Below are 12,518 nucleotides of genomic sequence, written 5' to 3' on the forward strand. Positions count from 1 at the left end.
AGCCTTTCCGCATTTCCCATAGGAGTCGAGCATCCTTTCGTTCCAATCAACTTATTCTTCAAAAAAGTATTCGTTAAAAAACGATTTAAACTTAATCAGTATTAACGACAAATTCGAAAAAAGATCGTCTTTTAAGATTTGAATAACTCTTTTTTCTAAAAATTAGTATTTAATATTTATGAAAAAGATCTAAGTAAAGATTTAAGTTTGATGGAGTTATAGATATTTCTCAAAACATATTAACATTTCTATTTATTAATAGATCATCAATAATGTTTACTTTATGATTTTTTCATATTGACGTTATACATTTCAACACTTTGAAAACTCCTTTTGTTAAAGGAGTTTTGTTAGAATATTTTATGCTTCTACATTAATAATAACTTCTTTACCTTTTAATTTAATGAGTATTGGAATAATAATCCAAAGTGCACCAATGATTAGGAAAACCAATGAAATAGGATGAGTAAAGAAAATACTATAATCACCATTTGATACAGTTAAAGCTCTTCTTAAATTATTTTCAATCATTGGACCTAGTACAATTCCTAATACTAACGGAGCAATCGGAAAATCATTTTTTGAAAGGAAATATCCAAAAATTCCGCATCCAATTAATAATAGTAAATCGTTTACAGATACTTGTACTGCATAGACACCAAATATTGAAATGGCTACAATTAAAGGTAATAAATATTTCTTTGGTGTTTGAATTATTTTTGCAAATATTTTTACTAGCGGCATGTTTAAGATAATTAGCATTACGTTTCCGATAAACATACTGGCAATTAATCCCCACGCTACATCTGGATGTTCATCAAATAAAAGTGGACCGGGCTGGATATTATACATCATTAAAGCACCCATTAAGATTGCAGTAGTCCCAGAACTTGGAATTCCTAAAGTTAATAATGGAATCATTGCTCCTCCTGATGCAGCATTATTAGCTGATTCGGGTGAGGCAACACCAGCAATTGCACCTGTTCCAAATTTTTCTGGTGTTTTACTAATTTTCTTCTCTAAAATATAAGCAAAAAATGATGCTAAAATTGCACCTGCTCCTGGTAATAAGCCTACGAAAAATCCCAGTACTGATCCCCTAGCGATCGGTGCCGCACTTTCTTTTAATTCTTCCTTCGATGGAAGTAAATTATTAATCTTTGCCATTTCGCCATCTTCAATTTCATTTTCAATAATTGTTTTAAATACTTCTCCAAGTGCAAATAATCCAACCGCGACTGTTAAAAACTCTAAGCCTTGATAAAGCCAAGGAATATCATATGTAAAACGAGAAACTCCAGACACAGAATCAATTCCAATTGTTGCTAGTAATAATCCGAAGATTGTCATGATTAATGCTTTCGTAACTGACTTTCCAGCTAAACCGCTAACAGCACATAATCCAAGTAGCATTAACGAAAAATACTCTGCTGGTCCAAACTTGATTGCCAAGGCAGATAATGGCTTTGCCAATACTATAAGAGCTATTAAAGTAAAGATCCCAGCAACAAATGATCCGATTGCAGCAATTGATAATGCACTACCTGCTCTACCTTTTTTTGCCATCTGGTAGCCATCCAATGTCGTTACAACTGAAGATGATTCTCCCGGGGTATTTAATAGAATCGATGTAGTTGAACCACCATACATTGCTCCATAATATACACCTGCTAATAAAATAATGGCACTTCCCGCAGCTTGTTCAGGACCTAAAAACCCGGTTACCGAGGCAGTAACTGGAATTAAAAGTGCAACTCCGCTCATTGGACCGATACCTGGTAAGACCCCTACTGCAGTTCCTATTAAGACTCCCGCAAATGCAAACAGCAAATTATACCATGTGAATGCAGTTTCGAATCCCTGCATTAAATATTGAAAAGTACTCACTTACGATTCTCCCCTCTCTTGCGTTAAAACTAAATTGACCAACCAGGTAGCGTACCTTTTAAAACAGTAACAAAAATAAAATAAATGATGAATGAATAGCCTAATGAGATCGAAATTGATTTAATCCAGTTTCCACGTTCCATCGTTTGAAAACAAACAATAAGAAATAAAAATGAACTGATTACAAAACCAATCTTTTCTAGTAAAAGTGCATAAAGAATTGCAGAAATTAACACGATAAAAAACTTCTTATAATGATATTGAATAGGTTCTGATTTATTTTCTTGATACGAAAAAGTTTCATAAAACAAACGACAACTTAACAAGGATAGAACACACCCAAGTATAAATGGAAAAACATTTGGGCCTACTACACTGCCATAAGCGGTAGCAGCAATATTACGGCTCTCAATTATAAAAGTAATACCTGTAAGTAAAAAAATGATTGCTGCAATTCGGTCAAATTTTTTATTCATTTTAATCATCCCTTTATGTTTAGTAAAGAAAAGAAGGAGTAGATTACTCCGTTCAGACTGTAGACAAACGCCCGCTTGCGGTGCTCATTACCGTCAATATAACTTTGTGCCTCGAAAGACAAGCGTTTTCAATCAGTCTGCTATTCATATTTTTTATTTACTCATACCTAATGCTTTCAATAAATCTTGAACTTGTGTTTCTTGTTCAGCTAAGAAAGCTTTAAATTCTTTACCATTTTTATACTCTGGTTGCCACCCTTGTTTTTCTACTTCTTGCTTCCAATCGTCAGTTTCAACTAATTTAGAAATTGTTTTTTCCCAATAACTGTAAGCATCCTTAGACATTTTTTCAGGTCCAAATACTCCTCGCCAAATGATGAATTCTGCATCAACGCCTTGCTCTTTTGCAGTTGGAAATTGAGAAAGTAATTCTCCCTGTAATCTTTCTGGTGAAGTCACAGCTAAAACTTTTACTTTACCCGATTTAACAAATTCAAGCGTACTAGAAATATCAGTTGAAATCACATCAGCATTATTACCAAGTAGAGCAGTTATTGCTTCAGAGCCTCCATCATATGAAACGTACTTAATCTTAGTAGGATCAATTCCGTATTTATAAGCTGGTAAAATTCCGATTAAGTGATCCATTGATCCAGGTGCAGATCCTCCAGCCAATGTTATTTTCTTAGGATTCTTTTTAATATCTTCTAACAGTGATTTTAAATCTTTATATTTTGAATCTGCTTTTACTACAATCGCACCATAATCTTTTGTTAATTGTGCTAAAGGAGTACTATTTTTATAGCCGTATGGGCTATTTCCTTCCTTTTTCAAATTGTTAATAATAATTGGTGGAGAATTTACAAATAACTTGTCATTATTAGCTTTATCTTGAGTAGCGTACTCAGCCATAAATACGGTACCACCACCACCTGGTTTATTTTCTACTGTCATAGGTTCAGTAACAAGTTTTGTTTCACTCAATATTTTTGTGAAGGATCTAGCTGTTAAATCCCATCCTCCACCTGCTCCAGACGGTGCTACAACCGAAATCGCTTTATTTGGGTACGAAGATTTATTTCCTGTTGTCACTTTGCTACCATTACACGCTGCTAGACTCATAGCTAGCATAGAAGTTAATAAGATAAAACTAGTTTTTTTAAATTTCATTTCTATTTCCTCCCCTTTTGTAAACGCTTTCTAATAAATGTATTATAGTTTAATAATTCTGAAAAAGGTTTTTGTGAACGTAAAGGACGTAAAGTCCATTAAAACCATTTTGTTCATAAAAACCACGAATTTTTCTTTTCATTACATACAAAAAAAGAATACGAGCTTGAAAGTATTTCAAGCTCGTATTCTTTCATTTTATTATTTATGAATCCAAACAGCTCCAGCAGAATTATCTTTTGCTTCTCCAATTACTTGGAATTTCAGACCGTAGTTAGGAACTTTTCTTCCTGCATCCGGAATCAAACCTGAACCATCGAAGTATTTTTGAGAATCATCAAATGTTGTTACACCTGGTAAACCTCTGTAATCAAAGATTCCACGAGAAGGTGAATTGATATAGAACTCAGCTGATTTGTCATAACTGAAAGCAGCGTCTGCAACTTGATAACGAGTACTTTGAGCAACAGATGGTTTACCATTTAAATCTCCAACCATTGGAGCTGGATGTGCATCAACTACTCCTAAGAATCCTTCACCAGGGTGAACCCCTACCCAGTTATCTGTAAAGCTTTCATCACCATACCAAACTACTAAACCAGTATTATATTTAACACCGCGAGCGAATTCTAGTGATTTATCAGCACCAGCGTAGTTTCTCCACTCTAAGTAGTAGTAATGATCTTTAAAGTCAGTTCCGTTCGATACAACTGCTTTATCTAAAGTAAATGTAGGAGTTCCCTCAGCACCATCAGTTAGTATTGCTGAACCATTTACTGTTACTTTTACTTCGTCAAATGCAAATCCTTCAGGAGCTAAACCTCCATCAGTAACATATTCAAATTGAACTTTTACTTTTTTACCATTATAAGCAGATAAATCATATGACTTGTCTACCCATTGACCTTTTGAAGATTCGAATCCACTACCAGTGTTTTCATCCCCAATAGTATCAATTGTTCCAAGTTTCGTTCCATTTTGATCCAATACGTTTACATAAACATAATCATAATTCGATTCAACTTCATAATTTGCTTTTATAGCAAAGTTTGCAGTTGTAGCATTTGTTAAATCAAGCACTGGTGAAGTCATGAAAGTGTGTAGATTATCACCTTTTGTACTGTAGTAATACTTAGCACCGAATTGAGGTTGGATTTTACTTTTCACTTCTTTTTTAGGTAAATTTACTTTTACAACACCAGGATTTTCTGATTTTGTAACACTTTGATCAATAAATGTAGCAATACCTTTTTCATCAATATCTTTGTAATCTACTTCAGTAATGTTAGCCCAGTTTCCTCCCATTGTTTTTTGGAAGAATTCTTTATTTTGTGGTGAAAAACTTGATGGAGTTGTACCAGCAACTTTACCATTCCAACTACCACCACTCATAATTGACCAAGAAGCAATTGGCTCACCATTACCAGTATATTGAGTATCATATTCATCTGGTAATCCTAAATCATGACCAAATTCATGAGCAAATACGCCAGTAGCACCATCTTCAGGCTCAACTGTATAATCATATACTGCCATTTTTCCACCAGACCAATATGGAACTGATGCTTGAGTACCAGCAAATGCAGTCACTCCATTTAATGTCCAACGATGTGACCAGATTGCATTATCACCTAATCTACCTCCACCTGCTTCTTGTCCAGTTCCAGCATGAATTACCATTAAGTGATCGACTAGACCGTCTGGTTCATTTGTATTTCCATCGCCATCGATATCATAAATATCTAATTTATCAAAATCGGCTAAGTTAACACCTGAACTAATTGCAGCTTTTACAGCATCCTTAATAAAATCTCTTGGACCAAGTGGATTTTTGTTATCATGGCCTCCAGCAGGATTATCATCGCCATAATCTGCAGCTTTTCCTGGTACTGTTACCCAGTTAGTAACTGTACCATTAACAGTATAACTGCCACCTGATTGTTCTTCATAAAATTGCTTAAATGTTTTAATTTTTGAACCGTCTTCTAACGTAAAGTCCTCTTTTCCAAATAACATGTCCTCATAATGTTTTTTATTAAAATCAGATGTATACAGATATCCATCAACTTTATCAACATTATTATGTTTAAAATCAGCAAATTCCGCTAAGATAACTAATACATTATCTTCACGAGTTGTTCCGTCATATTTTGCTTGTTTTGCAGAATCGACTTTTACAACACCATTTGGTTTACCTTTTTTATAGTTTTCATGGCCCTTATTTAATTGTTTTAAAAGTTGTTCTTTGCGTTTTTCTAAAGTATCTCTCTGCTTTTCAGCAATTTCAGAGTTATGTACATCGGAACCATTTAATTTATTACCTTGTTTTTGTGTAATATATTCCCTTATTTTCTCTTTTACTTCTTCAGGACTATCAGTTGATTTAATAATTCCTCTTTCAGTTAAAGCTTTTTCTAATCTTGTTTCATCAACTACGTTTAAATCTAAAGAAGGACTTTCGACTAATTGCTTACTTTCGCTTTCTGTAGGAATTGCTGCCTTAGTCGTAATACCAGATGTGAGAATTGACATACTTAATGCAGTAACAAGTGAAACACTTGATAAAACTTTCCAATACGATGGTTTTGCCATAAATCTACACTCCTTTTCAGAATCTTCTAACAATAATTTAATAGTACAAGCTTATTGAGTGTAGTACAATGAGCAATTATGAATAATTTCTAATGTTCCGGTTAATATTTTTAATCTATTTTTAAGTGGATTTTAATTTTTGGAATAGGAAAATATACTCATCCTTCCGACAAAAGTTCTATATTCATACTTTATAAAACAAATCTTGAGGGGATTTTTATGAAATCGACAATTAACAAAGAGTTTTTTTTAAAACCGACTTTACAATTAGCAAAGGATCTTTTAGGGACTAAATTAGTCCATATTATCGACGGAATGGAAGTTTCTGGAATTATTGTAGAAACAGAAGCTTATATAGGTCCCGGTGACCGAGCTGCACATAGTTTTCAAAACCGTCGGACAAAGCGAACTGAGATTTTGTTCCATGAACCCGGTTTAATCTACACTTATCAAATGCACACACATACTTTAATCAATGTTGTTGGTGGAGAAGTCAATTCACCACATGCAATTTTAATTCGGGCACTAGAACCTTTGGATGGGATCGAAAAAATGGTCGAATTTAGAAAAAATCAACCTATTTCTAATCTAACAAATGGACCTGGAAAGCTTACGAAAGCATTAAACATCACGATGTCTTCTTATGGCAAACCAATTTGGGAACCACCGGTATATATTACAGAAGGAATAGAGCCCAAGGACATTAGCCGCGGTCCAAGGATTGGTATTGAAAATACCGGAGAAGCGCGAGACTATCCTTGGAGATTTTGGATAACAGACAATAAATTTGTTTCAAAAGGACGTTAAAAAAAGGCTCACTAAGAAGTGAGCCTCAGACTGTTGACAAACACTCGCTTTCTTCGTTGCTTCGCCTACCTGCGGTGCTCATTACCGTCTAAGGTAACTCCACTCCTCGCCAGGCTTCGCGCCTCGAAAGACAAGCGTTTTCAATCAGTCTGATAATCATATTTCAATAATTTTGTAACCCTTAAGAACAAAGCATTTTAAGAAATAATAAAAAGGTTCACTTCCTAGTGAGCCTCAGTATGTAGCCAAAGTCCTATCTATCTATTAAATTATTTTTCAGTTTAATAGAAGCTTCAGCCTAGTCTTTTCACAACAATTAACATTAACTAAGCCAAATAAAAAAAATCTCTGGATTGATTAATTTCACAATCCAGAGAGATTTTCATTTTAAACAAAATCTATTTCCGACATTATTTCCTAAGAAATAACGATATATTACAAATTAAGATGAGAGTATTGGCAAACTAATTTCAAAGGTTGTGCCTTCCCCTTTTTTACTTTGTACTTTTATTTTCCCTTGGTGCTCCTCGACAATCCATTTTGCAATTGATAACCCTAGTCCAATTCCGCTCTTGGCTGTACGCGATACGTCTTCTTGATAAAATCGATCAAAGATACGAGCAATATTTTCTCCATTTACTCCAATTCCACTATCTTTAACTTTGATAAGAAAACTATTCTTCACTTTTTCGCAGCTAATATAGATGGAATCTTTTTCATTTGTAAATTTAAGTGCGTTATCAATTAATATGACAAGTAACTGATGAATTCTTTCTTGATCCCCAAAATAGAGATATGTATCTTTTATCGTCAATGCGATGTCTTTATTTTGTAATGACACAATATCTGTAAAATGCGATATGATTTCTTCTAGCATTTCATTTAATGAAAATACCTTTTTATTTAATTGTAACTGACCAGAATCCGACCTTGCCAAAGTTAATAAACTAGCAACTAGTTTTGAAAGACGTCTATTTTCTTTTAATAAGATTGAAAAGTCTTGCGCTTTCTCTTCAATCCTTGCATTAGGCTCTCTAAGCAATAATTCTAAGCGTGATTGAATAACAGTTAATGGTGTACGTATTTCATGGGAAGCATCAGATACAAATTCTTGTTGTTTTTGCCAGGCATTTTTAATCGGTACAAGTGCACGACCTGCTAATATAAAGCCAGCAGCAATCGATAACGCACTTCCAACTATCCATCCCATGATTAAAATAATTAGTAATGTATCTAATAAGTCCTTTTCAGAATCAATATTTCGTAAGATTTGTAATGTAATTTTCCCTCGAGCAGTATCACCCTGAATCGATATCGTACGATAATTCATATTTCCAATTCGTTCATTATATAATTCATTCATTTTTTTAGGAAATTTTATTTCATCTTGTAAAATAATTGCATTCACTCCTGGCATTGGATTTACTACCTTTTTATCTTCATCCCACATAATCATTACTACTCGGGGATCTCGATTTGACAGGGGTAAACGAGTTGGATTATCGCTATTTTGTATCCGTTCGATATTCCATAATAACGATTGATCAACGTCCTTATATAATCGTGTATTTGTGTAAGAGTATATGATTAGTGAAAGGATGCCAATAAGAAGGCTGAACACTACTGAATTAATAATCGTTAATCGGATTTTTGTTTTCTTAAACATATTTTCCACCTAATCATCTTTCATAATATAGCCAATTCCTCTAACGGTTTTTATCATAGTACCATAATTGAAAGGTTCCAATTTTTTTCTTAGTTGGTGGACATATACTTCAACAATCGCAACGGTTGTATCAGAATCAAATCCCCAAACTCGATCAAAAATTTGTTCTTTCATTAAAATTTTCCCTTGGTTTTGAATAAAGTATTCTAATAATTCATATTGCTTAATCGTTAAATGGATTTGTTCATTATTTACTTCAACCGGGTGCTCTTTTCCTTTTAAAATGATTCCCTTGTATTTTAATGAACTATCGATTGATAAATTACCACTTCTTCTAAGTAGAGCATAAATTCTAGCGAGTAATTCAGGACTTTGAAATGGTTTTACTAAATAGTCGTCTGCACCTAAGTTTAAGCCTTCAACACGATCTTCAAGTGAATCTTTAGCTGTTAGAAATAATACTGGTGTATGTATTCCCTCATGTCTTAAATCTTTTACAATTTCGAATCCATTTTTTTCTGGTAACATGACATCTAAAATAATTACATCGTATATATTTTGCATTGCCAAGAAATATCCTTCTTCACCTTCTAATGCTTTATCTACTGTAAAATCTTTTGATAGTAATTCAACAATTGAATTTAAAACTTCTTCGTGATCTTCTACAACTAAAATCCTCATTTCCCTGCCTCCGTTACATCCACTAAAAAGAAGCGTTCCTTTTTATAGCAACGCTCCTTTTCTATTATTCAAATCGCAAAGCTTGAATTGGTCTCATATTTGAAGCTTTATAAGCAGGGAATACCCCGAAAATTACTCCAACTAATAGTGAAAATGTAAATGATAATAAGATTACTGGTAAAGAGAATGCGATGGATGTACTTGAAATCATTGAATACAGTTTTGCCGCACTTACTCCTAAACCTACACCTATCATACCACCAAATGAGCTTAGCACGATTGATTCAATTAAAAATTGTAATAATATATCCGTCTTTTGTGCTCCGATTGCTTTACGTATTCCGATTTCTTTTGTTCGTTCAGAAACGGATACTAACATAATATTCATAATCCCAATGCCTCCTACGATTAAAGAAATACATGCAATTCCTCCAAGCATAATGGACATTGTATTTGAAACCGAGCTTACCGTATTAATGACATCTTGCTGATTTGTTACGCTGAAATCGTCTTGACTTTCTCCGAATATTACTGACAATGTGCTCTCTACATTCGCCTTTGCAAAATTAACAATATTTTCGTTTTCAGCTTGAATGTATATTGAGCCAATTGTAGTATTCTGAAGTAATCTCTGTGCTACCTTCATCGGAAGTAACACCGTATTATCACCGCTTTGACCTAAAGAACTACCACTTGAAGCCAAAACTCCTATAACTTTATATGATGTTCCATTAACTTGAATCTTTTCACCTACTGGATTCGATAAACCAAATAAAGTTGTGGCAGTTTCAGAACCTAAAATCGCTGTCTTTAAACGTTCATCATTATCAAAATCCGTAAAAAAGCGACCAGAACTAATCTTTAAATTTCGAACATCTTTATATGAACTAGTTGTTCCAGTTAATGAAACTTCAGAGCTTGTTTTCCCATTTTTAACAGTGACTCTTCCGGATACAACGGGAGCAACTTCTTTCACACCTGAAAGTTTTTTTATCGTACTCAAATCATTCTCTTTAAACTTAGATTGATCTGTATTATAGAAATTGACCGTTAATAAATTCGTACCTAATTGCCCTATTTGATCAGAGATTTGTTTACTCGACCCTTGGCTTATCGATACTAGGATGATCACGGAAGATACACCAATTATCATCCCAAGCATTGTTAAAAATGCTCTTAATTTATTGCTAACTATACTTTTTACTGCCATTTTGATTAATTGAGACATTCCCAAGTGGCATACCTCCTTCCTCGTTAAGGCAACCGTCTTCGATTCTAACGATTCTTGAAGCTTCTTTTGCAATATGATTATCGTGAGTAATTAGAATAATGGTATGTCCCTCTTCATGAAGCTTTTTCATTAAATCTAATATTTCTCGGCCAGTTTTTTGATCAAGCGCCCCAGTCGGTTCATCTGCTAATAAAATATCAGGTCTACCTGCTAAAGCTCTCGCAATCGCAACTCTTTGTTGCTGGCCACCCGATAATTGGCTAGGAAGATGATACATACGCTCCTCCAATCCAACCTGTTTTAACACTTCGATTGCCATGTTTCTTCTGTCTTTTTGAGAAAGTCCACGATAGCTTAATGGCAACTCAACATTTTCCAGTGCACTTAATTTTGATAAAAGATTAAAGTTTTGAAAAATAAACCCTATTTTTTGATTTCTAATTACGGCTAATTCTCTGTCGTTCATTTCTTCAATCACCTGTCCATCAAACAAATAACTACCAGTGTTAGGTTGATCCAAACATCCAATCATGTTCATAAATGTCGATTTACCAGATCCTGATGGACCTACAATTGCAACGAAATCACCTTTGTTAATTGTAATTGAAACATTGTTTAACACATGCAATGTTTCTCCACCAAATTCGTAATAATGGTTCATTTTAGAAATATGTATCAAATCAGGTTTTCCGATCATTTATTGCCACCACCATTACCATTTCGAATCATCATTCGTTCTCCACCCATTTCTCTGCCTGAAAAATTACCACCGCCTCCAAATTGGAAGCCGCCTTGTCCGAATCGATTAGAATTGGAAGATTGGATTTGAGGTAGTACTACTTCCTGACCTGCTTCAATCCCTGAAGTAATTTCAACATAATTTTCATTTGTTAAACCTGTTTTTACTTCAACAGTATTCGTTGTGCTCTTATCTGAATTAGAAGATGAAGAATTTACGATGACATACTTAACATTATTTCTTGTATTGATCGCCTCAACTGGAACATATACTACATTTTCTTTCTTTTGGACTAGAATAGAGGATTCTGTCGTCATACCAACCTTTAAATTAGTAATGTTGTTTAATTTAACATTCACATTAAAAGTAGACACACCATTTGTAACTTCACCTTCCCTAGCAACATCGCTTACTTTTCCTGTGTATTTCGTACCAGGGAACGCACTTACATCAATATTTACAGTTTGGCCAACTTTTACCTTTGAAATATCTAGTTCATCAACACCAATTGTCGTTTGTAAGTTATTATAATCAGTAATATGTGCAACGACCGTTCCTTGATTAACACGATTTCCTGCTGCTACAGAAAGCGAAGTAATTGTGCCAGAAAAAGGAGCTACGATTGAATCGCTTCCGTCCGTAAAACTAACCAATTCGTCACCTTTTTTTACTTTTTGATTTACTGATACTAAAACTTCATCTACTTCAGCGTTTGTCTCTGACAATAAGTCCTTACTATTAATCGCTTCAATTGAACCTGATCCACTAACATTAACTTCTAAAGTACCTTTCTGTGCGACACCAGTTCTAGTAAAACTTGTTGTTTCCTGCGCGCTTGGTTTTAAGTAAAAATAACCACCAGCACCAATACATATGACAAATAGTAAAATTCCAATTATCCACTTTTTCATTTTCTGTCCCCCTAATTATTGCTACCTGATGAAGGTTGTTGTTGTTGATTAAATATCCCTCCATTAGGTGGGTTAAATCCACCGTTACGGAAATTTCTCATTATTTCACCACGATTATTCGTTTTAAAACTCAAATAGCCAACTCCGATTAATGTAAATACACCAATCACTAAATTTATGATTAATAAAATTGAAAGTACTTTAGGGGAAAATGCGCCTGTTGTAGAACGAGTTTTTAAATTCGTATTTTGATTTTTTTCTACAAAATTCGTTTCATTTGATTCCAAATTTTCCATATTGAATTTCACTCCTTTGAAATGATTATCTGAATTATGGAATAGAATCCTTAATTTTTACT

11 protein-coding genes are annotated in these 12,518 nt (G+C 33.9%); 1 reads left to right on the forward strand and 10 read right to left on the reverse strand.

The features are described from left to right. Window positions 1–360: 360 nt before the first annotated feature. From B7R67_RS21055 to B7R67_RS21070, 4 genes are all read right to left on the reverse strand, one after another. Window positions 361–1,866, reverse strand: coding sequence for a tripartite tricarboxylate transporter permease (locus tag B7R67_RS21055; protein WP_407920418.1), 1,506 nt, complete (start codon window positions 1,864–1,866; stop codon window positions 361–363). A gap of 50 nt (window positions 1,867–1,916) precedes the next feature. After that, a complete protein-coding gene (locus tag B7R67_RS21060; protein ID WP_088072959.1) occupies window positions 1,917–2,363 on the reverse strand; it encodes a tripartite tricarboxylate transporter TctB family protein in 447 nt (148 codons plus the stop codon). Between the two features lie 153 nt (window positions 2,364–2,516). Further along, window positions 2,517–3,533 (reverse strand): Bug family tripartite tricarboxylate transporter substrate binding protein, encoded by a 1,017-nt coding sequence (locus B7R67_RS21065; protein WP_088072960.1) that lies wholly within the window; start codon window positions 3,531–3,533, stop codon window positions 2,517–2,519. A 201-nt stretch (window positions 3,534–3,734) separates the two neighbouring features. Beyond that, window positions 3,735–6,125: an immune inhibitor A domain-containing protein gene (locus B7R67_RS21070; RefSeq protein WP_088072961.1), complete on the reverse strand. Its 2,391-nt coding sequence runs from the start codon at window positions 6,123–6,125 to the stop codon at window positions 3,735–3,737. 219 nt (window positions 6,126–6,344) lie between these two features. Here B7R67_RS21070 and B7R67_RS21075 point away from each other — a divergent pair, with 219 nt between their 5' ends. After that, on the forward strand, window positions 6,345–6,932 hold the full coding sequence (locus tag B7R67_RS21075; RefSeq protein WP_088072962.1) for a DNA-3-methyladenine glycosylase: 588 nt from the start codon (window positions 6,345–6,347) through the stop codon (window positions 6,930–6,932). A 442-nt stretch (window positions 6,933–7,374) separates the two neighbouring features. Here the strand turns inward: B7R67_RS21075 and B7R67_RS21080 are convergent, their stop codons facing one another. The 6 genes from B7R67_RS21080 to B7R67_RS21105 all read right to left on the reverse strand — a co-directional run bounded on the left by B7R67_RS21080 (window position 7,375) and on the right by B7R67_RS21105 (window position 12,456). Further along, complete coding sequence (locus tag B7R67_RS21080; RefSeq protein WP_088072963.1) at window positions 7,375–8,598, reverse strand: sensor histidine kinase; 1,224 nt, start codon at window positions 8,596–8,598, stop codon at window positions 7,375–7,377. 9 nt (window positions 8,599–8,607) lie between these two features. Then, window positions 8,608–9,279, reverse strand: a complete 672-nt coding sequence (locus tag B7R67_RS21085; RefSeq protein ID WP_088072964.1) for a response regulator transcription factor — start codon at window positions 9,277–9,279, stop codon at window positions 8,608–8,610. A gap of 64 nt (window positions 9,280–9,343) precedes the next feature. Beyond that, window positions 9,344–10,507, reverse strand: coding sequence for an ABC transporter permease (locus tag B7R67_RS21090; RefSeq protein ID WP_235822238.1), 1,164 nt, complete (start codon window positions 10,505–10,507; stop codon window positions 9,344–9,346). Beyond that, window positions 10,467–11,207, reverse strand: coding sequence for an ABC transporter ATP-binding protein (locus tag B7R67_RS21095; protein WP_088072965.1), 741 nt, complete (start codon window positions 11,205–11,207; stop codon window positions 10,467–10,469). The genes B7R67_RS21090 and B7R67_RS21095 overlap by 41 nt, the downstream gene beginning before the upstream one ends. Further along, on the reverse strand, window positions 11,204–12,160 hold the full coding sequence (locus tag B7R67_RS21100; protein ID WP_088072966.1) for an efflux RND transporter periplasmic adaptor subunit: 957 nt from the start codon (window positions 12,158–12,160) through the stop codon (window positions 11,204–11,206). Before B7R67_RS21100 ends, B7R67_RS21095 begins: the two co-directional genes overlap by 4 nt. An 11-nt stretch (window positions 12,161–12,171) precedes the next feature. Further along, window positions 12,172–12,456: a hypothetical protein gene (locus tag B7R67_RS21105; RefSeq protein WP_088072967.1), complete on the reverse strand. Its 285-nt coding sequence runs from the start codon at window positions 12,454–12,456 to the stop codon at window positions 12,172–12,174. Window positions 12,457–12,518: the final 62 nt, after the last annotated feature.

The sequence above is a fragment of the Gottfriedia luciferensis genome, from assembly GCF_002156865.1.
GTDB lineage: Bacteria > Bacillota > Bacilli > Bacillales > Bacillaceae_G > Gottfriedia > Gottfriedia luciferensis.

What these genes read in the sequence shown, in the direction of transcription:
- B7R67_RS21105 (WP_088072967.1), bottom strand. Translation starts at nt 12,456, where the DNA reads ATGGAAAATTTGGAATCAAATGAAACGAATTTTGTAGAAAAAAATCAA.
- B7R67_RS21065 (WP_088072960.1), bottom strand. Translation starts at nt 3,533, where the DNA reads ATGAAATTTAAAAAAACTAGTTTTATCTTATTAACTTCTATGCTAGCT.
- B7R67_RS21100 (WP_088072966.1), bottom strand. Translation starts at nt 12,160, where the DNA reads ATGAAAAAGTGGATAATTGGAATTTTACTATTTGTCATATGTATTGGT.
- B7R67_RS21090 (WP_235822238.1), bottom strand. Translation starts at nt 10,507, where the DNA reads ATGTCTCAATTAATCAAAATGGCAGTAAAAAGTATAGTTAGCAATAAA.
- B7R67_RS21055 (WP_407920418.1), bottom strand. Translation starts at nt 1,866, where the DNA reads ATGCAGGGATTCGAAACTGCATTCACATGGTATAATTTGCTGTTTGCA.
- B7R67_RS21095 (WP_088072965.1), bottom strand. Translation starts at nt 11,207, where the DNA reads ATGATCGGAAAACCTGATTTGATACATATTTCTAAAATGAACCATTAT.
- B7R67_RS21080 (WP_088072963.1), bottom strand. Translation starts at nt 8,598, where the DNA reads ATGTTTAAGAAAACAAAAATCCGATTAACGATTATTAATTCAGTAGTG.
- B7R67_RS21085 (WP_088072964.1), bottom strand. Translation starts at nt 9,279, where the DNA reads ATGAGGATTTTAGTTGTAGAAGATCACGAAGAAGTTTTAAATTCAATT.
- B7R67_RS21070 (WP_088072961.1), bottom strand. Translation starts at nt 6,125, where the DNA reads ATGGCAAAACCATCGTATTGGAAAGTTTTATCAAGTGTTTCACTTGTT.
- B7R67_RS21075 (WP_088072962.1), top strand. Translation starts at nt 6,345, where the DNA reads ATGAAATCGACAATTAACAAAGAGTTTTTTTTAAAACCGACTTTACAA.
- B7R67_RS21060 (WP_088072959.1), bottom strand. Translation starts at nt 2,363, where the DNA reads ATGAATAAAAAATTTGACCGAATTGCAGCAATCATTTTTTTACTTACA.